Source organism: Castellaniella defragrans (assembly GCF_014203015.1).
In the GTDB taxonomy this organism is placed as follows: Bacteria; Pseudomonadota; Gammaproteobacteria; order Burkholderiales; family Burkholderiaceae_B; genus Castellaniella; species Castellaniella defragrans.
On the sequence record NZ_JACHIB010000004.1, the window covers coordinates 155,766 to 178,312 of the forward strand.

A 22,547-nucleotide genomic window follows, 5' to 3' on the forward strand; every position below is an offset into this window, starting at 1 on the left:
CCCGCCAGGAGCCCCCTGTCATGCCCAAGCTGAAACTCTCCTTCGCCATCGGAGACTACGACCGCAATCGCGCCATCATCGACGGCCGCGTTCCCATCGACGGAGTGGATCCCGTCATCATGAAACTCTCGCCGGAGGAAATCTTCTTCCGCGCGATGCGGCACGAATCCTTCGACGTCTGCGAACTGTCCCTGAGCAGTTTCTCGTTGCGCGTGGCGCGGGGCGACAGCCCGTATGTGGGCGTTCCCGTGTTCCTGTCGCGCGCCTTCCGCCATGCCTCCATCATCGTGCGCAAGGACAGCGGCATCCGGGTTCCGGCCGACCTTGCCGGCAAGCGCGTGGGGACGCCGGAATGGCAGCTCACGGCCAACGTCTGGACCCGCGCCTTCCTGCAGGACGACTTCGGCGTGCGGCCCCAGGACATCCACTGGCTGCGCGGCGGCCTGGAAGAGCCCGGGCGGGTGGAAAAGCTGAAAACGGACCTGCCGGCCGGCGTGTCCATGGAAGACATCCCCGCCGACCGGACCCTGGACCGGATGCTGGACAGCGGCGAGATCGACGCCTACATCGGCCCGCGGGCACCGCGCTGCTTCACGGCCGCCAATCCCCGCCTGCGCTGGCTGTTCGAGGACCCCACCGAGGCGGCCCTGGACTACTACCGCCGCACGAAGATCTTCCCCATCATGCACCTGCTGGGCGTGCGCCGCACGCTGGCCGAGGCGCACCCCTGGCTGCCGGTGGCGCTGCAAAAGGCATTCAACGAATCCAAGGCGCTGGCCCTGGAGGCGCTGGCGGACACGTCCGCCACCAAGGTGACGCTGCCCTTCGTCGAGGAGCAGCTCAGGCTGGCGCAGTCGCAGATGGGCACGGATTTCTGGACCTACGGAGCGCACGAGAACCGGCACGTGCTGGACCATTTCCTGCGGCATCACCACGCTCAGGGCATCTCCAGCCGGCTGGTGGACGCGGAGGAACTGTTCCACCCCGCGACGCTGGAGAGCCATCGGATCTAGGGCTTGCCGCCGGGCGTCCTTGTGCGCGCCTGCTCGTCCCAGGCGCGCAGCTGCGCCAGCTTCTCGCCGATCTTCAGCTCCAGCCCCCGGGGCGCCGGCCGGTACCAGCCCGGTTCGGGCATGCCCTCGGGCAGGTAGGTCTCCCCGGCCGCGTAGGCGTCGGGTTCGTCGTGGGCGTAGCGGTAGGCGTGGCCGTAGCCCAGTTCCTTCATCAGCTTGGTCGGGGCGTTGCGCAGGTGCACCGGCACCTCGCGGCTGCGGTCCTGCTTCACGAAGGCGCGCGCCTGGTTGTAGGCCATGTAGCCGGCGTTGCTCTTGGCGGCGACCGCCAGGTAGATCACGGCCTGGCCCAGAGCCAGCTCGCCTTCCGGCGAGCCCAGGCGCTCGTAGGTGGCGGCCGCGTCGTTGGCGATCTGGATGGCCCTGGGGTCGGCCAGGCCGATGTCCTCCCAGGCCATGCGTACGATGCGCCGCGCCAGGTAGCGCGGATCGGCGCCGCCGTCCAGCATGCGCGTCAGCCAGTACAGCGCGGCGTCCGGATGCGAGCCGCGCACCGACTTGTGCAGCGCCGAGATCTGGTCGTAGAAGTTGTCCCCGCCCTTGTCGAAGCGGCGGCCGTTGAGGGTCAGCGCGGTGCGGATGAAATCGGCGTCGATGCGCGTCGCGCCGGCCGCGCCCGCGGCGGTGGCGCATTGCTCCAGCAGGTTCAGGAAGCGGCGCGCGTCGCCGTCGGCGTAGCCCACCAGGGTGGCGACGGCGGTCTCGTCGAATTCCAGGTGCGCGAGCCCCCCGGCGCTCCGGGCCCGCTCCAGCAGCTGGCGCAGCTCGTCGTCGGACAGCGGTTCGAGCACGTAGACCTGGGCGCGCGACAGCAGGGCGGAATTGACCTCGAAGGAGGGGTTTTCCGTGGTCGCCCCGATGAAGGTCACCAGGCCCGATTCGGCATAGGGCAGCAGGGCGTCCTGCTGGGACTTGTTGAAGCGGTGGATCTCGTCCACGAACAGGATGGTGCGCCGCCCCGCCGCGCGGTGCTGGCGGGCGAGGTCGATGGCCGCGCGGATGTCCTTGACCCCGGAGAAGACCGCCGACAGGGCGATGAACTCGCAGTCGAAGGCATCGGCCATCAGGCGCGCCAGGGTCGTCTTGCCGACGCCGGGCGGGCCCCACAGGATCATGGAATGCGGCGTGCCGGACTCGAAGGCCAGGCGCAGCGGGCGGCCCGGCCCCAGCAGGTGGGTCTGGCCGACGACCTCGTCCAGGGTGCGGGGGCGCAGGGATTCGGCCAGGGGCGCGCCGGCGGCGCGGTCCTCGGCGGGACTGCCCCGCCGGCCCTTGGCGCCGGGTTTCGCGGGCGGCGCCGCGCCCCCGAAACCGGGATCGTCGCCCAGCAGATCGCCCTGGTTCGCCATCACGAGGTCCTGTTCACGCTAATCCATCTTCACCAGGTCGGCGCCCTGGGGCACCGCAAAGCGGAACTGCCCGGCGGGGATGTCGGGATTGGCCTTCAGGCCGGTGAAGACGATGCGCGAGACCTGGCCGAAGGCGTCCAGCAGTTCCAGGCGCCGGGGCAGGCCGCCGGAGAAGGCGATGTCGGCATGGACGAAGCCCGCGTCCGGCGTCCTGGGCACGGCGCGCAGCCACTGCAGGCCGTCGCGGTCGGGCCGGGTCTGGAGGTCGAAGACATCCTCCAGCGAACCCGAGCCGAACAGCAGCGCGGCCGGCGAGGCCCCCACGGCCTGGCTGGCGTTGCGCTCGGTGACCTGCGCCAGGTCCGGGTCGTACTGGTAGACGTGCCGGCCGTCGGACACGATCAGCTGTTCGTAGGGCGCGCGCACTTCCCAGCGGAACTTGCCGGGCCGCTGGAAGGCGAAGGCGCCGCTTTGCGGCTTCTGCGCGGCGCCCTTGGCGTCGGTGCGCTCCTGGCTGAACTGGCCGGTGGCCGACTGCACGCGGTCCACGAAGGACTGCAGCTGCTCGCGCGCGTCGGCCGCCGCCAGGGCCAGGCCCGGCAGGCAGGCCAGCAGCGCGGCGGCGCAGGCCGCCCGCCAGCCCCGGGCCCGCCGCGCGGGGCGGCCGGGCCGCGACGCGCCGCGGACGGACCGGAGGCCGCGCCGGGCCGGATCGCTTTGCACGGCAGACATGTTTTGCATGGCAGACATCTTCATCTCCATCCGATTCGGGAGTTCAGGCCGCCGGCCCGCATCGGCCGGGCATTCGCATCGGCCGGGCATTCAATCCTCGTCCTCGCCGGACTTGGCCGGCACCAGGATGTCGCGGTTGCCGTTGGGCTGCTGGGGGGACACCAGGCCGGCCCGCTCCATCTGTTCGAGGATGCGGGCGGAGCGGTTGTAGCCGATCCGCAGGTTGCGCTGCACGAAGGAGATCGAGGCCCGGCGGCTGCGCATCACGACCTCGACGGCCTGGTCGTACAGCGGGTCGCTTTCCGCATCGGCAAAGCCCGTGACGGAGCTAACGCCGTCGCCGGTCTCGCCCTCGCCGGTGCCTTCCAGCAGGCCCTCGACGTAGTCGGGCTCGCCTTCGGCCTTGAGGGCCTCGACCACGCGGTGGACCTCGTCGTCGTGCACGAAGGCGCCGTGGACCCGCGTGGGCACGCTGGTGCCCGGCGGCTGGTAGAGCATGTCGCCCTGCCCCAGCAGGGTTTCCGCGCCCATCTGGTCCAGGATGGTGCGCGAATCGATCTTGGACGAGACCTGGAAGGCGATGCGCGTGGGGATGTTGGCCTTGATGAGGCCGGTGATGACGTCCACGCTGGGGCGCTGGGTGGCCAGGATCAGGTGGATGCCGGCGGCGCGGGCCTTCTGCGCCAGCCGGGCGATGAGTTCCTCGACCTTCTTGCCCACCACCATCATCAGGTCGGCCAACTCGTCGATCACCACCACGATCATGGGCAGCGTGCCCAGCGGCTCGGGCGCGTCGGGCGTGAGCGAGAAGGGGTTGGGGATGGGTTCCTCGCGCTTCTGCGCCTCGCGGATCTTGGTGTTGTAGCCCGCCAGGTTGCGCACCCCCAGCTTGCTCATGAGCTTGTAGCGCTTTTCCATTTCGGCCACGCACCAGTTCAGGGCGTTGGCCGCGTGGCGCATGTCGGTGACCACGGGCGCGAGCAGGTGGGGAATGCCCTCGTAGACGGACATTTCCAGCATTTTGGGGTCGATCAGGATCAGGCGCACCTGGCTGGCGTCGGCCTTGTAGAGCAGCGACAGGATCATGGCGTTGATCCCCACCGACTTGCCCGAGCCGGTGGTGCCGGCCACCAGCAGGTGCGGCATCTTCGCCAGGTCGGCCACCACCGGGTTGCCGGCGATGTCCTTGCCCAGCGCCATCGTCAGCATGGAAGCGCTGGTGTGGTAGACCTGCGAGCCCAGGATTTCCGACAGGCGCACCGTCTGGCGCCGGGGGTTGGGCAGTTCCAGCCCCATCAGGTTCTTGCCCGGGATGGTTTCCACCACCCGGATGCGCACCAGGCTGAGCGCGCGGGCGAGGTCCTTGGCCAGGTTGACGATCTGGCTGCCCTTGACGCCGGTGGCCGGCTCGATCTCGTAGCGCGTGATGACCGGCCCCGCCTGGGCGGCCACGACGGTGACGCTGACGCCGAAATCGGACAGCTTCTTCTCGATCAGGCGCGAGGTGTATTCGATGGTTTCCGGCGAGACGGTTTCCTGGGACGGCTCCACCGGATCCAGCAGCGACAGGGCCGGCAGGCTGCCCGCCATGGCCGGATCGTCGCGCGCGGTGAACAGGGCCTGCTGCTTTTCCTGCTGGACGCGCGGGGATTTCGGCACGGTGGTGACGGTGGGCTCGATGCGCACCGGCTGCTCGTGCACCAGCTGCGTCTGGCGGGTCTCGACGATTTCCTGGCGCTCGGCCTGGGCCGTGACGCCCGCGCGGCGGTCCTGCCAGGCGTTTTTCAGGTCCCACAGGCGCCGCCAGCCGAGTTCGATGGCGTGGCCGACGCGTTCGGAGACGTTGAGCCAGGAAAAGCCGAAGAACAGGCTGGATCCCATCACGATGAAGGCCAGCAGCAGCAGGGTGCTGCCCGCCCCCCCCATCAGCCGGGCCAGGGCGCCGGCCAGCAGCTGGCCGAGCTGGCCGCCCGCGCCGGCGGGCAGCGCGGCGCCCCAGCCGCGCAGGCGCAGGGCCTCGACGCCCATGCAGCCCAGGAACAGCAGGGTATAGCCGATGCCGACTTCCCAGCGCACGCGCGGCAGCAGTTCCGGGACCCGGCTGGGCAGCACCACGCGCGACAGGCGGTAGAAGCCGGCCGCCACCCGGCGCAGCAGCAGCAGCACCCACAGCCAGGCGGAGGCGCCGCACAGGTACAGCAGCAGGTCGGCGACGTAGGCGCCGAAGGTGCCGCCCCAGTTGTGGATCGCGCCGCCATGGACGGAATGCGACCAGCCCGGATCGGTGCGGTCCCAGGTGGCCAGCACCAGGACCAGCCAGCAGGCCACCGCCGCCAGCAGCACCCAGCGGGCCTCGCGGAACAGGCCGGTCAGGCGGGTCTGCAGGGGCGAAGGGCCATTGCGCACGTTGCGGGAGGAGCGTGTGGGGGTCGCCGGAATTCTTGCCATCGCATCATTATAATTGCGGGGTCAATGTCGAACGGATTTTCAGCGATGTCCAGCGCAAAACACGCCAAACTCATGATTCTGGGGTCCGGCCCCGCGGGCTACACCGCCGCCGTCTACGCCGCGCGCGCCAACCTGGCCCCGGTCCTGATCACCGGCCTGGAGCAGGGCGGCCAGCTGATGACCACCACCGAGGTGGACAACTGGCCGGCCGACGTCGCCGGCGTCCAGGGGCCCGACCTGATGCAGCGCTTCATGGAACACGCCCAGCGCTTCAACACGGAAATGGTGTTCGACCACATCGCCGGCGTGGACCTGTCCCGGCGCCCCTTCGCGCTGACCGGCGACACGGGCACGGCCTACACCTGCGACGCCCTGATCATCGCCACCGGCGCCTCGGCCCAGTACCTGGGCCTGCCGTCCGAGCAGTCCTTCATGGGGCGCGGCGTGTCGGCCTGCGCCACCTGCGACGGCTTCTTCTACAAGAACCAGGACGTGATCGTGGTCGGCGGCGGCAACACCGCCGTCGAGGAAGCCCTGTACCTGTCCAACATCTGCCGCACCGTCACCCTGGTGCACCGCCGCGACAAGTTCCGCGCCGAACCCATCCTGGTCGACAAGCTGATGGACAAGGTCGAGCACGGCAACATGCGCCTGGCGCTGTTCCGCGAACTGGACGAAGTCCTGGGCGACGATTCCGGGGTCACCGGCGCGCGCCTGCGCGACAATCGCAGCGGCCAGACCGAGGACCTCGCCGTCACCGGCGTCTTCATCGCCATCGGCCACAAGCCCAACACGGCGATCTTCGACGGCCAGCTCGCCATGGAAAACGGCTACATCGTCACTCGCAGCGGCCTGCAGGGCCTGGCCACCATGACCTCGGTGCCCGGCGTCTTCGCCGCCGGCGACGTGCAGGACCACGTCTACCGCCAGGCCATCACCAGCGCCGGGACCGGCTGCATGGCCGCCCTGGACGCCCAGCGCTGGCTGGAGAGCGAAGGCCTCTGAATGAGGGCTTCCGGGTCGAGGGCTTCCGGGTGAAGGCGTCCAAGTCGTCGTCGCTGGCCGACCTGCGCCGCCTGCGCGCCGAGGCCTCGCCGCCCGAACCGCCCGCCGCGCCGCGCCGCGCGCAATCCGGCGCACAGCGCGGCGGCCGGGGCGCGGCGACGCACCCACGAGGCGGCGAACGAGGCGAAGGCGGCGCCGGCGCGACGCGCCCGGACGACGCAGCGGAAACCGGCGCCCCGGCGCCGGCCGAAGCGCCGCCGCTGGACCCCGCCGACCGCGCCCTGTTCCGCCAGGCCATGCGCTTCGTGCGGCCGCTGCCGGAGCGCGGCCCCCGCGCCCGGGCGGGCGGCGCGCGGCGCGACCCCGAATCCCTGCTGCAGGCGCGGCGCCAGCACGCCCAGGGTGCCTCCGCCGAATCGCGCGCGGCGCCGCCCGCCCAGCGGCAGCGGCGCAAGGCGCCGGCCTACGATCCCGAAGCCGGCGCCTTCCTGCAGGCGGGCTGCGGCCCGGACCTGCTGCGCGGCCTGCGGCGCGGCAAATGGATTCCCCAGGCCTCCCTGGACCTGCACGGCAGCACCCTGGAGCAGGCCCGCGAACGCCTGGACCGGTTCCTGGCCTCGTGCCTGGAGCACGACGTGCGCTGCGTGCGCGTCATCCACGGCAAGGGCATCGGCTCGCGCCAGGGCGAACCCGTCCTGAAGGATGCGATCCGCCAGCACCTGTGCCGCCTGGAAGCCGTCCAGGCCTGGGTCCAGTGCGGCGAGCACGAGGGCGGCGAAGGCGCGCTGCACGCCCTGCTGCGGCTGGCCGGCCCGCCGCGGGACTGAGCCGGGGCGGCCCCGGTCCGCATCCACCGTCCTTTACGCCACCCGCCCCCTTTCCCTTCAGGAGCCTCCGATGAACCCCAGCTGGATCTACCTCGGCATCGCCATCCTGGCCGAAGTCGTCGCCACCTCCGCCCTGAAGGCCTCGGACGGCTTCACGCGCCCCCTGCCCGCGGCGGTCACCGCCATCGGCTACGGGCTGGCGTTCTACCTGCTCGCCCTGGCGCTGAAGACCATCCCCGTGGGCATCGCCTACGCCGTCTGGTCCGGCGCGGGCATCGTGGCCATCGCCATCATCGGCTACTTCGTCTTCGGCCAGGCGCTGGACGCCGCCGCGCTGTTCGGCATCGGCCTGATCCTGGCCGGGGTGCTGGTGCTGAACGTGTTTTCGGGCTCAGGCGGACACTGAGGCCGGCCGCGGCAGCAGGCGCCGGTAACGCGCCGGCAAGGCGAACAGGGCGCCGTGGAATTCGGCGCTGTAGACCTGCAGGTCGCCGATCCCCCGGGCGTCCAGGCGCGCCCCGATTTCCGCGGCGGACAGGCCGGCGGGATCGAGCGTATCCGAGGCCACCGCCAGGGCCCAGTACGAGCCGTACAGGGGGATGTGCAGGCCGTAGGCGTGCACCTGCGGGAAGACCTCGCCCAGCGCGGCCGCCAGGCCGGACACCTGCCCGGGCTCGTGGAACGGGGCCCCCAGGTGCAGGACCAGGGCGCCGCCCGGCGCCAGGACGGCCCGGCAGTCCTCGAAGAACGCCTGCGTGTACAGCGGCCCGGCCGGCGTTTCGGGATCCGTCAGGTCCAGATAGACCAGGTCGAAGGTCTGGCCGCACTCGCGCACGTAGGCGGCGCCGTCCTGGATGCGGACGTCCGCCCGGGGATCGTCCAGGCTGCCCCGGTGGATGGACCCCAGGTGGTCCCGCGCCGCCGCCACCACGCCGCCGTCGAGCTCCACCAGGGTCGCGGATTCGATGCTGCGGTACTTCAGCAGTTCTTCCAGCGCGCCGCCGTCGCCGCCGCCCACGATGAGCGCCCGGCGCGGCGCGGGATGCGCCAGCGCCGCCGGATGGATGAGGGCCTCGTGGTAGAACGCCTCGTCGGCCTCCGAGGTCATCAGGCGGCCGTCCAGGCGCAGGGTCAGGCCCAGCTCGCGCGATTCGAGCACTTCCAGCCATTGCAGGCCGGTGTCGCACGCCAGCACCCGCCGGTCGAAGCGGAAGCCGTACACGCTGTGCTCGTCGAGGGCTTCCAGCAGGGGCTCGCCGGGCTGCGCCGGGCCGTCGCGCTCGCCGCGCATCAGGCGCTGGCGCTGGCAGTCCCCCGGCGCGAAGGCGGATTCGAGCGCGGCCATCAGGTGCTCCGCGCGGGCGGAATTGTCCGTCTCGAAATTGCAGACGTAGACGTCCAGCGTCACCCCGCCGCGTTCCGGCCAGGTATGGATCGCCAGGTGGGATTCGGCCAGCAGCAGCATGCCGGTGACGCCGCCGGGCTGGCCCTGGTAGTCGGGAAAGCGATGCCATTTTTCCCCGACGATGGTCAGGCCGGCATCGAGCGTCGCCTGGCGGCACAGGGCGGCCAGCGCCGCTTCGTCGGTGAGCAGGGTGGCGTCGGACTGGCAGCGATAGAGATCTGCGGTCAGGTGCAGGCCTTGCATGATGGCATCCTCCGGATCAAGGGATCGCGCGCCGTGCGCGGATGAAACGGCCCTGCGGACATCCCGGCAATCGGGGTCCGCCTCATCCGTTTTTTAAAGGGGAAATCGAAAGATGATAGACGAAGACAGCTTTTGAATCAAGAAGCCAAAAGAAGCAAAAAGAAGTAGCAAAAAGAAGAAGTAAAAAGATGCATCAAAAAACCGCCGGGGGGTCGGCTGCCCTCTGCCCGTTGCCCCTGCGCTTCGGCGACCCGTGCGGGGTCCGTGCGCGGATCCGTGGGCGGTCCGCCGATCCGGCCCCGCGGCCGATACCCGGACCCCGGAAGATTCCCCGACCCCGGAAGATTCCCCGACCCCGGAAGATTCCCGGACCCCGGAAGATTCCCGGACCTCGGAAGATTCCCGGACCCCGAGAAGATCCCTGGACCCCGGAAGATTCCCGGGCCCGGAAATGGAACGGGGCCGACGATTGTGTCATCGGCCCCGCCAGATTTCTGTTTTTTATGGGTACTGCCACAAATGAAAGCGCCATCTCCGTGGCGCCAGTGCCCAGCAGGGCTGTCTCCTCACCTGCATGGGCAGCATTATGCCGTCTGTATCTATAAATAACACCTAGGGAAGTCCCTAGCGTGCGGCGCCCAGGTCCCCTCGTGACCACCCCGTCATCAGCTTGCCATCAGTTCGCCGGCCGGCGCCGGACGGCCGAACAGGAAGCCCTGCGCATGGACGCAGCCCATGGACAGCAGCACGTCGCGCTGGGCGGTGTTTTCCACGCCCTCGGCGACCACGTCCAGGTCCAGCGAACAGGCCAGGCTGAGCACGGCCGACACGATGGCCGTGCTGCGCTGCTGCTGCGGCCCCAGCCCCAGCGGCTCGATGAAGGAGCGGTCGATCTTCAGCGTGCGCAGCGGAAAGCGGTGCACGTGGCTGAGCGAGGAATAGCCGGTGCCGAAATCATCCAGCGCGATGCGCACGCCCGCCTCGTGCAGATGGCCCAGGATCTCGGCCGCGGCATCCGGGTCCGACAGCAGGGAGCTTTCGGTCACTTCGACGCACAGCCGATGCGCCGCCACGCCGGACCGGGCCGCCAGGTCCAGCAGGCGCCGGGGGAAATTCCGGCTGTGGAAATGGCATGGCGAGATGTTGATGTTGAGGATCCTGTCCCGGCCCAGCAGCTCCGGCGCGGCCTGGCAGGCCAGGCCGTACATGTGCCAGTCGATGGTCTCGATCAGGCCGGTCTCCTCGGCCGCCGGCAGGAAGCGGTCGGGCCCCAGCATGCCGTGTTCCGGATGCCGCCAGCGGATCAGGGCCTCGTAGCCGGTGACGCCGCCGTCGGCCAGGCGCACGATGGGCTGGAAATAGGCCACGAACTGCTCTTTTTCCAGCGCGGCGCGCATCTGCTGTTCCAGGTCGAGCACGTTCATGGCCGAGGCGTGCAGGCTTTCGTCGAACAGCACGAAGCGCTGGCGGCCCGCCGCCTTGGCGCGGTACAGGGCGGTGTCGGCGTCGTGCAGCAGCTGATCGACCGTGCGGTAGGCCCGGCGGCTCATGGCGATGCCGATGCTGACCGAGACGTGCAGCTGGCGGCCGCCCACCTGGATGGCTTCGGTCATGCGGGCCTGGATGCGCTCGGCCACCAGGCAGGCCGAGAAGGGCTGCGGGCAGTCTTCGAGAAGGACGGCGAACTCGTCGCCCGAGAGCCGGCCGACGATGTCGGGCGACCGCACGCACTCGGCCATCCGCGCCGAGACGATGCGCAGGACCTCGTCGCCCACCCCGTGCCCCAGGCCGTCGTTGAACAGCTTGAAGCGGTCCACGTCCAGGTACAGCAGGGCGAAGCTGCGCGCCGGATCGCGCTTCAGGGCGCCCAGCGCGCGCTCCAGCCGCTCGCGCAGGTACAGGCGGTTGGGCAGGCCGGTGAGCGAGTCGTGCATGACCTGGTGCTTGAGCTGCTTTTGCGCCCGTTCCCGCACCACGACCTGCCGGCGCAATTCCCGCGTGCGCTCCTGCACCCGCCGCTCCAGTTCGGCGTTCAGGGTCTGCAAGGCCTCGGCCTGCTGGCGCCGCTGCAGGGTGTTGGCGATCTGGTAGGACACGAAGGTCAGCAGTTCGGCGTCCTGCTGCGTGTAGTGCAGGTCGGGCCGGTAGCTTTGCACCACGACCACGCCCATCACGCCGCGCGCGCCCATCAGCGGCGCCCCCAGCCAGGAGATGGCCGGCGTCCCGTAGGTGGCCGCGTCCACCTCGCCCTGCGCGATCAGCGCGCTGATCGCCTCCGCTTCGAGCCGCAGGGTGCGCGCATGGCGGATCGCATATTCGCTCATGCCGCGGCCCATGGGCCGGCGCAACAGCTCCGCTCCCGAACTGTCCACGTAATAGGGAAAATCCAGCCACTGGCCGTCCTCGGACACCAGCGCGATGCAGAAGCTCTCGGCGTCGAGCAGTTCGCCCACGGCCTGGTGGATGCTGCGGTAGAAAGCCTCGTTGCTGTCCTGCCCGTGGCCGAGCGCGGCGATCCGGTACAGCGTCGCCTGCAGGTGGACCGCGCGCTCGCTCTCGCGCACCTGTTCCTGCAGCCGGGCATTGGCGCGGGCCAGCTCGCGCGTGCGTTCGGCCACCCGGCGCTCCAGGGCCTCCTGGCCGAGCTTGCGCTCGACGGCGTTCAGCACGTGCTCGGCCACGAACGCCAGCACGTGCTCGTCGGACTGCGTGTATCCCCGGCCTTCCTCGTAGCTTTGCACGGCCAGGATGCCGAAGACCCGGCCGTCCCGGCACATCGGCACCGCCATGAAATCCACCGAGGGCGTGCCCACGCCGTGCCCCTGCCGCAGCCCCAGGGCGCGGACGATCTCGTTCGAGGGTCCGCGCATGGGGCGGGCCTCCCGGATCAGCCGCAGGGTGAGGGTGTCGCGCAGCTGTTCGGCGGTGAATTCCTGGTCGGGCCGATAGACCTGCCCGTCCATGACGTCGGAAAAATAGATGAACCGGACCGTCTCGCGGCGCGGATCGTGCAGGGCGATGTAGAAGTTTTCCGCGTACATCAGGCGGGAGATGATGCGGTGCAGGCCTTCCAGCAGGCTTTGCATGTCCAGCCCCGACGCCGCCATGTCGGCGATGGCGAACAATGCCCGCTGCAGGCGGTCGGAGTGTTCGAGGCGCCGCACCGACGCCTGCAGGCGCTCGATTGCCCCCGCCTCGATCATTTCCGTCGGTTCCGACGGACTCGTCCGGCGCTGTCGACTCATACGATCCCCAGTGGCTCCGCGCGATGCGTTGATCCCTGTCTGCCCGTGCCTGCAGTATACCGGTCGGCGGCAGGGTCATCATGACCGGCGAATGGCCGATATCAGTCCATCCCAATGGGCTGGGCCGGGATCCTCCGATAGGATGGGACGGCCGTTCCGCAGCCGGCTTGCCCGGGCCGGCCGGTCACCCCATAAAATCAACAGGAGACACCTCGATGCACGCCCCCGCACCCGCCACCCTCCCCCGGCCGGAGGATGAAAACCCCGGGCTGGCCGCCAACCTGGCCTACGGCTTGCAGCACGTCCTGACCATGTACGGCGGCATCATCGCCGTGCCCCTGATCATCGGCGAGGCCGCCGGCCTGCCGCCCGACGAACTGGGGCTGCTCATCACCGCCTGCCTGTTCATGGGCGGCCTGGCCACGCTGCTGCAGACCCTGGGCCTGCCGCTGTTCGGCTCCCAGCTGCCGCTGGTGCAGGGCGTCTCGTTTTCCGGCGTCGCCACCATGATCGCCATCCTGAACACCGGCGGCGGGCTGCCCGCCATCTTCGGCGCCGTCATGGCCGCCTCGCTCATCGGCCTGATCGTCACGCCGGTGTTCTCCCGCATCATCCGCTTCTTCCCGCCCCTGGTCACCGGCATCGTCATCACCACCATCGGCCTGACCCTCATGCCCGTGGCCGCCCTGTGGGCGATGGGCGGCAACAGCGCCGCGCCGGACTTCGGCAGCATGGGCCACATCGGCCTGGCCGCCGGCACGCTGGCCATCGTGCTCGTCCTGACCCGGCTGGGCAACGCGGCCGTCTCGCGCCTCTCGATCCTGATCGCCATCCTGATCGGCACCCTGGCCGCCGCGGCCAGCGGGCAGGCGGACTTCTCCCACGTGGCCCAGGGCGGCTATTTCGGCCTGCCCTCGCTGTTTCACTTCGGCTGGCCCACCTTCCAGGCGGCCGCCATCGTCTCGATGTTCATCGTCATCATCGTCACCCTGGTCGAGACCTCCGCCGACATCCTCGCCGTGGGCGACATCATCGACACCCGCATCGATTCCCGCCGCCTGGGCAACGGCCTGAGGGCGGACATGCTCTCGAGCCTGATCGCGCCGGTGTTCGGCTCGTTCACGCAAAGCGCCTTCGCCCAGAACGTGGGCCTGGTCGCCGTCACGGGCGTCAAGAGCCGCTACGTGGTCGCATTCGGCGGCCTGATCCTGATCGCGCTGGGCCTGGCGCCGGTCATGGGCCGCGTGGTCGCCTGCATCCCGCCGCCGGTGCTGGGCGGCGCCGGCATCGTCCTGTTCGGCACCGTGGCCGCCAGCGGCATCCGCACGCTGGCGCGGGTCGAGTACGAGGGCAACGCCAACCTGGTCATCGTGGCCACCGGGATCGGCGCGGGCATCATCCCCATCATCGCGCCCCGCTTCTACGACGCCTTCCCCACCTGGTTCTCGACCATCTTCCAGTCCGGCATCAGCTCCGCCGCCGTCGTGGCGATCCTCATGAACCTGGTCTTCAACCACACGGGCGCCGCCGCGCGGACCGCCCGCGCCTCCTCGCGGCCGCAGGCCCTGAGCCAGCCCACGGCGTCCGGCACGTCCGCCTGAGCGCCGCGGGCGCGGGCCGTCCCGGCGGCGGCCCGGGGCGCGCCGCGCGGCGCCCCCATCGCGGCACGCCGCTTGCTGCGGCGTGGCGGCGCCACTGACGGCGTCACCACACCAGGAGAATACGGATGGCCATGAACAAATCGCACGCGCCCGCCGCCCAGAAAGGCGTGCTCGGCATGCTGATCGACGACCACCGGGAGGCGCAGCGGCTTTTCAAGGAGTTCAAGTCCGCCAAGGATCCGGCCCGGCAGGAAGAAATCGTGCGGCACGCCTGTACCGCGCTGACCGCCCACACGAAGATCGAGGAGGAGCATTTCTATCCCTTCCTGCGCGACGCCGACGCCGATGCGTTCGGCAGCCTGCTGGACGAGGCCACGGTCGAGCACGCCAGCGCCAAGGACCTGATCGCCCAGCTGGAGGCGATGAAGCCCGCCGACGACCTGTACGAGGCCCATTTCACCGTGCTGGGGGAATACACCAACCACCACATCAAGGAGGAGGAGGACGAACTGTTCCCGAAGGTGATCGACAAGGCAATCGACCTGCGCGGGCTGGAAAAGCCCATGGAAGACACCAGGCGCGAGGCGATGTCGGCCAAGGCATCGGCCTGAAGAGCGGCACGCCGCTTGCTGCGGCGGCGCCGGACACGACCTTTCGTCATCACAGGAGTCATCATGAACCACACCCGAACGGCATCCTTCATCCTGGGTGCGGCCGCCGCCGCATTCTCCATGCTGGCGGCGGGCCAGCAGCCCGGCGGGCTCGCGCAGCAGGATCGCGCCTTCATGGAAAACGCGATCCAGGGCAGCTACGCCGAGATCGAAGCCAGCCAGCTCGCGCTGAAGAAGGACAGCAGTCCGGACGTCAGGGCCTTCGCCAACACCATGATCAGCGACCACGGAAAAATGGTGGAAGAAGCCAGGACGCTGGCCCAGCAGAAAGGCTACACGCCGCCCGACGGCCCCTCCGTCCTGCAGAAGGGCGAGGCGACGGCGCTGAAGACCCTGAGCGGCGGCGCCTTCGACGCCGCCTACGTCAACCGCATCGGCGTGGCGGCCCACGAATCGACGGTCCAGCAGTTCCAGCAGGCGGACCAGGAAGTCCAGGATCCCGACATCAAGGCCATGATCCGCAAGGCGCTGCCCAAGCTGCAGGAACACCTGCGGATGGCCCGCGCGCTGGATGCCAAGCAGGACGCCCAGTGAGGCGCGGCGCGCCATCGACGTTCAGGAGACACCCATGGACGAGACGAAACGCAGATTCGTCCAGGCCGCGCTGGCGCTGCCCGCGGTCCTGGCCCTGCCCGCCTGCGGACGAGAAGAAACCAGGTCGGCCCGAATCGCCGGGACCTTCTTCTCGCCCGCCGAATACCGCTTCATCGAAGCCGCGACCGCCCGCCTGATTCCGGGCGACGAGAACGATCCCGGCGCCATCGAGGCCGCCATCCCGCTGTTCATCGACCTGCAGCTGGCGGGCCCCTACGGCCGCGCCGACCGCTGGTACATGGAAGGCCCCTGGGCGGCGGGCACCGAGCAGCAGGGCTACCAGCTCAGGCAGACGCCCGCGGAACTGTACCGCATCGCCATCGCCGGCATCGAGGAATACTGCCGCGGGCGCTACGGCGGCCGCGTGTTCGCGGACCTGACCGCCGAACAGCAGGACGAGGTGCTGCGCGATCTGGAAGCCGGCAAGATCGAGCTCGACGGCGTTCCCGGCAAGGGCTTCTTTTCCGTGCTGTGGCAGAACACGCAGGAAGGATTCCTGTCCGACCCCATGTACGGCGGCAACCGCGGCTTCGCCGGCTGGAAGCTGATCGGATTCCCCGGCCCCCGCTACAACTACGTCGAGGAAATCACCCAATACGGCAAACCCTACCCGCTGCCGCCCGTCGGCATCCTGGGCCGGGACGGTACACGCATGCGCACCGGCGCGTAAAGGAGGCAGGATGGCAAAACGACTGAAGCCGGTGGACGTGGTGCTGGTGGGATTCGGCTGGACCGCCTCCATCATCGCCCAGGAACTGACGGACGAAGGCCTGCAGGTGCTGGCCCTGGAGCGCGGCGAGGACCGCGCCACGGTGCCGGACTTCGCCACCACCCACATCCAGGACGAACTGAAGTACGCGGTCCGCAACCACATGTTCCAGGCCCCCATCCGGGAGACCCTGAGCTTTCGCAACACCCCCGACCAGAAGGCCCTGCCCATGCGCCAGCTCGGATCCTTCCGGCCCGGCGCCGGCGTGGGGGGCGCGGGCGTGCACTGGAACGGGCAGACCTGGCGCTTCCTGCCGGACGATTTCGTCATCCGCTCCCATACCGAGGAGCGCTACGGCCCCGGCTTCATCCCCGAAGACCTCACCATCCAGGACTGGGGCATCACCTACGACGAGCTGGAGTCCTGTTACGACCGCTTTGAATACCTGTGCGGCGTCTCCGGCAAGGCGGCCAACGTGGCGGGCGAGCGCCGTCCGGAAGGCAATCCCTTTGAAGGCAACCGGTCGCGCGACTACCCGCTGCCTCCGCTGGAGCCCAGCGCCGGCTCGCTGATGTTCGACAAGGCGGCGCGCGAACTCGGCTACCACCCCTTTCCCGGGCCGGCCGCCAACGCCTCCCGGCCCTACCTGAACCCGCTGGGCGTGCAGATGGGCCAATGCACGTACTGCGGCTTCTGTGAATGGTTCGGCTGCGGCAACAATTCCAAGGCTTCGCCGCAATCGACGATCCTGCCGGTGCTGCTGAAAAAGGACAATTTCTCCTACCGCACCGGCTGCGACGTCACGCGCGTGGTGCTGGACGGCTCGGGCACCAAGGCCAAGGGCGTACTGTACCGCGACCTGGAAGGCCGCGAATTCGAGCAGCCCGCGGAGCTGGTCGTCCTGTGCGCCTTCGCGCACCACAACGTTCACCTGCTGCTGCTCTCGGGCATCGGCAAGCCCTACGATCCCGCGCGCAGCGCCGGCGTGGTCGGCCGCAACTACGCCTACCAGATCACCTCCGCCGTGGAGGTCTTCGTCGACGAGCTGATGAACCCGTACATGGGCGCCGGCGCCCTGGGCCAGGCCATCGACGACTTCAACGGCGACAATTTCGACCACGGCCCGGAAGGCTTCATCGGCGGCGGCTACATCGCGCTGTGGACCACCGGCGGACGTCCCATCCTGCAGCACCACCTGCCCAAGGACACGCCCACCTGGGGCGCCGGATGGAAGAAGGCGATGGCGGAGAACTACCTGCACAGCACCTCGGTCTCGACCCACGGCAGCGTCGTGAGCCACCGCAACGCCTACCTGGACCTGGATCCGACCTACAAGGACCTCTACGGCAACCCCATGCTGCGGCTGACCTTCGATTTCCACGCCAACGACTACCGGATGTCCGACTACCTGACCGGCAAGGCCGAAGGCATCGCCCGGACGATGAAGCCGCGCTCGATCAACGTCAAGAAGCGCAAGCCGCCCTACAGCATCATCCCGTACCAGACCACCCACAACACCGGGGGCGCCGTCATGGGCGACGACCCGCGCACCAGCGTCGTCAACCGCTACCTGCAGAGCTGGGACGTGCCCAACGTCTTCGTCGTCGGCGCCTGCAACTTTCCGCAGAACCCCGGCTACAACCCTACCGGCACGGTCGGCGCGCTCGCCTTCTGGGCGGCGGACGCGATACGCACGCGCTACCTGAAACGGCCCGGACCCCTGGTCCAGGCCTGACGCGGGAGGCATCATGCGCAAGAACCACGCCATCCTGGGCTGTCTCGCCCTGCTCTGCGCCGTCCCGGCCGCCGGCGCGGCCGACCTGCACAGCGCGGACTTCACCAACATCCAGCGCGGACGGTACCTGGCCAACGCCGGAGACTGCATTTCCTGCCACACCGCCAAGGGCGGTAAGCCCTACGCCGGCGGCTACCCGGTGGAAACGCCCTTCGGCACCCTCTACTCCAGCAACATCACGCCGGACGTCGTGACGGGCATCGGCAACTGGAGCCGCGACGACTTCTACCGCGCCATGCACGAGGGCAGGCGCAAGGACGGGCAGTACCTGTATCCGGCCTGTCCCTACCCCTGGTTCACCAAGATGACCCGGGAGGACGTCGACGACCTCAAGTCCTACCTGGACACCCTGCAGCCGGTGCGCGCCATCCCGCCGGAAAACGACCTGATCTGGCCACTGGGCTGGCGGGAGATGGTGGCGGGCTGGAACCTGCTGTTCTTCGAGCCGGGCACCTACGCCGCGGATCCGGACAAGTCCACGCTCTGGAACCGCGGCGCCTACCTGGTGCAGGGCCCGGGCCACTGCGCCGCCTGTCACACGCCGAAGAATTTCCTGGGCGGGACGGACTCCGACCGGGCATTGCAGGGCGGCGACGCCGGCGAAGGGTGGTTCGCGCCCGGCCTGACGGGCAACCACCGCGACGGCCTGGGCGGCTGGTCCGAGCGCGACATCATCGAATACCTGAAGACCGGCGCCAATCCCCACACCGCCAGCACCGGCCCGATGACCGAGGTGGTGATGAATTCCACGCGCCACCTCAGCGATTCCGACCTGCAGGCCGTCGCCGCCTATCTGAAGGACATCCCGGCCCATCGGGCGGAGAAGGGGGACGGGGACAAGGACGCCGCCACCCTCGACGAACAGGCCATGAAGCGCGGCAAGGCGCTGTACGCCGACCAGTGCATGGGCTGCCACATGGCCGACGGCAAGGGCCAGGCTCACGCCTTCCCGCCCCTGGCCGGCGCGTCCTCGGTGCAGGCGCCCAATGCGCAGACCCTGATCCAGGTGGTCCTGAGCGGCGACTACATGGCGGACCCGCCGTCCCTGCCCACGGGCCTGGCCATGCCCGCCTTCGACTGGAAGCTCGGCGACCAGGAGATCGCCGACGTGCTCACCTACGTGCGCAACAGCTGGGGCAACCGGGCTCCGGCCGTCGATGCGGACACCGTCGCGGACATGCGCGAGAGCGTGCACGAGTACGGACCGCGCTACAAGCGGCTGATCAGCCGGCCCTGAGGGGCGCCCGGACGGCCCCCGCCCGGCGGGCCAGCTTCCGCCGGGCCGGAGCCGGCCGGGTAAGCCGGCGGGTGGGCGCCTGCCGGCGCAGGCCGCGTGCGGCGCCTTCCCTGGCACGGCGGGACAGGCGCTCCATCGCCTCGTCCACGGGCCTCCATCCCGCCTTGCTCATCCGGCCGTGTTGGCTGTATAAATTCACAGTATCAGCCACGGAGCCCCCATGTACACCATCACTCTTCAAGACGCCCCCGCCGATCTTCCCGAACGCGCCCGGCAGGACGCCGAACAGCGCTTCCGCCGGACACTGGAACGCGCCCTGGGCGGGCCGGAGCACGTGCTCGCGGCCTTCCGGGCCTGGACCACGGCCGAGGACACCCCGGAAAACGAGATGGCATCGGCGGACATCGAACTGGCCAAGCGCTGGATCGCCGCGGCCGGACGGGCGCGCGGCGATGCGTTCCAGAACCTGGGAGAGACGGAGGCGTGGTTCGAGGTGCGGGCCGAGCGGTAGGCCGCCCGCTCCGCGCCGGCATCCCGCTTCTTCGGGCCGAGCAACCGCTGCCGGCGCGGCGGACCCAGGCCCGGAAGCGAACCGGACGTCGCCATCCGGCGCGCGGGTGCTGTCGGGACGAATCCCAAGAAAAGAATCACTTCCCGAGAAGGGCCGGATACGCAAAAAAGCCCGGTTCCCTAGGGAATGCCGGGCTTTCCTGGACTTCAAGGGATCGGCCTGGGGCCGATCCCGACCAGCCTGGAAGGCTGGAATCGATCACATATTGTCGATCATCACCTGGCCGAAGCCGGAGCACGACACCTGGGTCGCGCCTTCCATCAGGCGGGCGAAGTCGTAGGTGACCTTCTTCGACAGGATGGATTTTTCCATGCTGCTGATGATCAGGTCGGCGGCCTCGGTCCAGCCCATGTGGCGCAGCATCATTTCGGCGGACAGGATCTCCGAACCCGGGTTGACGTAGTCCTTGCCGGCGTATTTCGGCGCGGTGCCGTGGGTGGCTTCAAACATGGCCACGGAATCCGACAGGTTGGCGCCCGGGGCGATGCCGATCCCGCCGACCTGGGCGGCCAGGGCGTCGGAGATGTAGTCGCCGTTCAGGTTCAGCGTGGCGATGACGTCGTATTCGGCCGGGCGCAGCAGGATCTGCTGCAGGAAGGCGTCGGCGATGACGTCCTTGACCGTGATGTCGCGGCCGGTCTTGGGGTTCTTGAACTTGCACCACGGGCCGCCGTCGATCAGCTGGGCGCCGAATTCCTTCTGGGCCAGGGCGTAGCCCCAGTCGCGGAAGCCGCCTTCGGTGAACTTCATGATGTTGCCCTTGTGCACCAGGGTGACGCTCGGGCGGTCGTTGTCGATGGCGTACTGGATGGCCTTGCGCACCAGGCGTTCCGTGCCTTCGCGCGACACGGGCTTGACGCCGATGCCGGAGGTGCCGGGGAAACGGATCTTCTTGACGCCCAGCTTGTCCTGCAGGAATTCGATGAGCTGGCGGGCCTTGTCGGATTCGGCCTCGAATTCGATGCCGGCGTAGATGTCCTCGGAGTTTTCGCGGAAGATGACCATGTCGGTCTTTTCCGGCTCGCGCACGGGCGAGGGCACGCCCTTGAAGTAGCGCACCGGGCGCAGGCAGACGTACAGGTCCAGTTCCTGGCGCAGGGCCACGTTCAGCGAACGGATGCCGCCGCCCACCGGGGTGGTCAGCGGGCCCTTGATGGAGACGACGTACTCGCGCACGGCTTCCAGGGTTTCCTCGGGCAGCCAGACGTCCGGGCCGTAGATCCGGGTGGATTTCTCGCCGGCGTAGACTTCCATCCAGTGGATCTTGCGCTTGCCGCCGTAGGCCTTGGCGACCGCGGCGTCCACGACCTTCAGCATCACCGGGGTGATGTCCTGGCCCGTGCCGTCGCCCTCGATGTAGGGAACGATGGGCTCATCGGGGATGTTCAGGGAGAAATCGGCGTTGACCGTGATCTTCTGTCCGCCGGCCGGGACCTTGATGTGCTGATAGGACATGGGTGCTCCAGTGTTGCTGGGTTTGTTGTGCAAGAGAAAGGGAATCAGTCTTATATAAGAGTTTAGCGTAAACTGGCTGCCGGCAGGCGGCCTTTCCCTCCTATTCTACCGGCCGGCACCCCGGAAATACCCGAATCGGCGGGTTAAAATGGACGATCCGGCCCGTCTTTTCCACACCCTCATGTTCAATCCCTCCAAGGAACAGGTCCGCGCGTTCTTCACCGACGCCTGGCGCAAGCGCCGCGAAGGCGGGGTGCTGACGCCGCTGGAGACCATGGCCGCCGACCTGATCGAACGCCACCCCGAATACCACGCCGACCTGCAGGACCCCGACGCCGCCGAACGCGACTATACGGTCGAGGCCGGCCGCACCAACCCCTTCCTGCACCTGTCGATGCACCTGGCGATCCAGGAGCAGCTGTCGATCGACCACCCGCCCGGCATCCGGGCCGCCTGGAATGCCCTGTTGCGCAGCCACGACGAACACGAGGCGGCCCACGTCATCATGGAAGCCCTGGGCGAGGTCGTCTGGGAAGCCCAGCGGCTGGGCAAGCCGCTGGACAACGAACGCTACCTGGACCTGATCCGGCGCCACGCCACGCACGACCGCTGACAGGAAGAACGGCCCGCATCCGCCCCGGCGGCGCGCCACCCGCCCTGCCCGCCCTGCCCCGGACGAAACCCGGCCGCAACCCGGACGAAAAAGCGCTCGGGACGAAGATACAAACGTCCCGGCAAGGCGCCGCTCCCAACAAAGAAACGCCCGCCGGGCGCGCGGGCCGGGCGGGCGTTCGGCGAAAGGACGCCGCGCGCTACTTGCGCACGGCCAGCGGCGAGGGCTGGACCGACAGCCAGGCGGAAATGTTCTCGATGTCGGCGGCCGACAGTTGCGTGGCCATGGCGCCCATGATGGCGTTCTTGCGCACGTTGGCCGAGGCCGGCGCCCCCGCCTGGCCGCGCTGGTAGGAAGTCAGGGCATGGGCCAGATAGTCCGGATGCTGGCCGGCCAGGATCGGATAGTCGGGCTGCAGCGGGGTCTTGGCGTCGGCCCCGTGGCAGGAGACGCAGGTGTATTTCTCGAAGGCGGCCTTGCCGGCCTGCAGGTCGGCCGCGCGCGCGCCGGTGGCCGTCAGGCCGAGACCCAGCAGGGCAATCCACAATGTACGCATGATGGTGTCCCCCCGGATCACTTGAGACTGGAATAGTAGGCCGCGACGTCGGCCATGTCCTGCTCGGACAGGGACCGCGCGATGGCGTCCATGGTCGGGAAGGAACGCGCGCCGCTGGCGTATTCCTTCAGCGCCGCCACGATGTAGGGCGCGTTCTGACCGGCGATCATGGGGACGTGGTACAACTCCGGATAGGCCGCCTTGTAGCCCGGGATTCCATGGCAGCCGATGCACATGGAAACCTTCTGGGCGCCAGCCTGCACATTGCCCTGAACGGCGGGCGGGTCGGCCGCCAGGGCCGGGCCGGCCAGCAGACAGGACGCCGCCACCACGGCGGCCCCCAACCCACGATCAAGCATTGCTCGCGACTTCATATGGCCTCTTGTCTCTCTGATTCATATTGTGTCGGCATCGGCCA

At 69.1% G+C, this 22,547-nt stretch carries 20 protein-coding genes; 12 read left to right on the forward strand and 8 right to left on the reverse strand.

Translation table 11 applies throughout. The annotated features are described in order from the left end of the window. The first annotated feature begins 20 nt into the window (after positions 1-20). Positions 21-1,013 (forward strand): 4,5-dihydroxyphthalate decarboxylase, encoded by a 993-nt coding sequence (locus HNR28_RS04550; RefSeq protein ID WP_043681349.1) that lies wholly within the window; start codon positions 21-23, stop codon positions 1,011-1,013. On the opposite strand, the gene HNR28_RS04555 is transcribed toward HNR28_RS04550, so the two are convergent. From HNR28_RS04555 to HNR28_RS04565, 3 genes are all read right to left on the reverse strand, one after another. After that, positions 1,010-2,422 carry a replication-associated recombination protein A gene (locus HNR28_RS04555; RefSeq protein ID WP_151024372.1) on the reverse strand — a complete coding sequence of 471 codons (1,413 nt, stop codon included), beginning with the start codon at positions 2,420-2,422 and terminating at the stop codon, positions 1,010-1,012. The genes HNR28_RS04550 and HNR28_RS04555 overlap by 4 nt on opposite strands. A gap of 18 nt (positions 2,423-2,440) precedes the next feature. After that, positions 2,441-3,163, reverse strand: a complete 723-nt coding sequence (gene lolA / locus HNR28_RS04560) for an outer membrane lipoprotein chaperone LolA (protein ID WP_242404279.1) — start codon at positions 3,161-3,163, stop codon at positions 2,441-2,443. A gap of 81 nt (positions 3,164-3,244) precedes the next feature. Beyond that, complete coding sequence (locus HNR28_RS04565) at positions 3,245-5,602, reverse strand: DNA translocase FtsK (RefSeq protein WP_043681346.1); 2,358 nt, start codon at positions 5,600-5,602, stop codon at positions 3,245-3,247. A 45-nt stretch (positions 5,603-5,647) separates the two neighbouring features. On the opposite strand from HNR28_RS04565, the gene trxB reads away from it, so the two are divergent. The 3 genes from trxB (at position 5,648) to HNR28_RS04580 (ending at position 7,840) form a co-directional block, all read left to right on the forward strand. Next, complete coding sequence (gene trxB / locus HNR28_RS04570) at positions 5,648-6,607, forward strand: thioredoxin-disulfide reductase (protein WP_043681343.1); 960 nt, start codon at positions 5,648-5,650, stop codon at positions 6,605-6,607. A 29-nt stretch (positions 6,608-6,636) separates the two neighbouring features. Then, on the forward strand, positions 6,637-7,434 hold the full coding sequence (locus tag HNR28_RS04575; protein WP_184142527.1) for a Smr/MutS family protein: 798 nt from the start codon (positions 6,637-6,639) through the stop codon (positions 7,432-7,434). A 70-nt stretch (positions 7,435-7,504) separates the two neighbouring features. Then, the gene (locus HNR28_RS04580) at positions 7,505-7,840 is read left to right on the forward strand and encodes a DMT family transporter (protein WP_043681341.1); all 336 of its coding nucleotides are present in this window, start codon (positions 7,505-7,507) and stop codon (positions 7,838-7,840) included. On the opposite strand, the gene speE is transcribed toward HNR28_RS04580, so the two are convergent. Then, the gene (gene speE / locus HNR28_RS04585; protein WP_043681340.1) at positions 7,826-9,082 is read right to left on the reverse strand and encodes a polyamine aminopropyltransferase; all 1,257 of its coding nucleotides are present in this window, start codon (positions 9,080-9,082) and stop codon (positions 7,826-7,828) included. The genes HNR28_RS04580 and speE overlap by 15 nt on opposite strands. A gap of 665 nt (positions 9,083-9,747) precedes the next feature. Further along, a complete protein-coding gene (locus HNR28_RS04590; protein WP_170288530.1) occupies positions 9,748-12,285 on the reverse strand; it encodes a bifunctional diguanylate cyclase/phosphodiesterase in 2,538 nt (845 codons plus the stop codon). Positions 12,286-12,542: 257 nt separating this feature from the next. Here HNR28_RS04590 and HNR28_RS04595 point away from each other — a divergent pair, with 257 nt between their 5' ends. The 7 genes from HNR28_RS04595 to HNR28_RS04625 all read left to right on the forward strand — a co-directional run bounded on the left by HNR28_RS04595 (position 12,543) and on the right by HNR28_RS04625 (position 19,445). Further along, positions 12,543-13,928, forward strand: a complete 1,386-nt coding sequence (locus tag HNR28_RS04595; protein WP_151025446.1) for a nucleobase:cation symporter-2 family protein — start codon at positions 12,543-12,545, stop codon at positions 13,926-13,928. A 131-nt stretch (positions 13,929-14,059) separates the two neighbouring features. Then, on the forward strand, positions 14,060-14,539 hold the full coding sequence (locus tag HNR28_RS04600; protein WP_043686108.1) for a hemerythrin domain-containing protein: 480 nt from the start codon (positions 14,060-14,062) through the stop codon (positions 14,537-14,539). A 63-nt stretch (positions 14,540-14,602) separates the two neighbouring features. Then, positions 14,603-15,133 carry a DUF4142 domain-containing protein gene (locus HNR28_RS04605; RefSeq protein ID WP_052355652.1) on the forward strand — a complete coding sequence of 177 codons (531 nt, stop codon included), beginning with the start codon at positions 14,603-14,605 and terminating at the stop codon, positions 15,131-15,133. 34 nt (positions 15,134-15,167) lie between these two features. Continuing rightward, positions 15,168-15,863, forward strand: a complete 696-nt coding sequence (locus HNR28_RS04610; protein ID WP_151025346.1) for a gluconate 2-dehydrogenase subunit 3 family protein — start codon at positions 15,168-15,170, stop codon at positions 15,861-15,863. Positions 15,864-15,873: 10 nt separating this feature from the next. Then, positions 15,874-17,637, forward strand: coding sequence for a GMC family oxidoreductase (locus HNR28_RS04615; RefSeq protein WP_043681336.1), 1,764 nt, complete (start codon positions 15,874-15,876; stop codon positions 17,635-17,637). Positions 17,638-17,650: 13 nt separating this feature from the next. Beyond that, on the forward strand, positions 17,651-18,934 hold the full coding sequence (locus HNR28_RS04620) for a cytochrome c (protein WP_043681333.1): 1,284 nt from the start codon (positions 17,651-17,653) through the stop codon (positions 18,932-18,934). A 220-nt stretch (positions 18,935-19,154) separates the two neighbouring features. Continuing rightward, positions 19,155-19,445, forward strand: coding sequence for a hypothetical protein (locus tag HNR28_RS04625; RefSeq protein ID WP_043681327.1), 291 nt, complete (start codon positions 19,155-19,157; stop codon positions 19,443-19,445). 258 nt (positions 19,446-19,703) lie between these two features. On the opposite strand, the gene icd is transcribed toward HNR28_RS04625, so the two are convergent. Then, positions 19,704-20,960: an NADP-dependent isocitrate dehydrogenase gene (gene icd / locus HNR28_RS04630; protein ID WP_043681324.1), complete on the reverse strand. Its 1,257-nt coding sequence runs from the start codon at positions 20,958-20,960 to the stop codon at positions 19,704-19,706. A gap of 181 nt (positions 20,961-21,141) precedes the next feature. On the opposite strand from icd, the gene HNR28_RS04635 reads away from it, so the two are divergent. After that, the gene (locus HNR28_RS04635; protein ID WP_043686103.1) at positions 21,142-21,573 is read left to right on the forward strand and encodes a DUF1841 family protein; all 432 of its coding nucleotides are present in this window, start codon (positions 21,142-21,144) and stop codon (positions 21,571-21,573) included. A gap of 199 nt (positions 21,574-21,772) precedes the next feature. On the opposite strand, the gene HNR28_RS04640 is transcribed toward HNR28_RS04635, so the two are convergent. Together HNR28_RS04640 and HNR28_RS04645 are read right to left on the reverse strand one after the other, a co-directional pair. After that, positions 21,773-22,129, reverse strand: a complete 357-nt coding sequence (locus HNR28_RS04640) for a c-type cytochrome (RefSeq protein ID WP_151025347.1) — start codon at positions 22,127-22,129, stop codon at positions 21,773-21,775. A gap of 17 nt (positions 22,130-22,146) precedes the next feature. Next, on the reverse strand, positions 22,147-22,503 hold the full coding sequence (locus HNR28_RS04645; protein ID WP_052355651.1) for a c-type cytochrome: 357 nt from the start codon (positions 22,501-22,503) through the stop codon (positions 22,147-22,149). Positions 22,504-22,547: the final 44 nt, after the last annotated feature.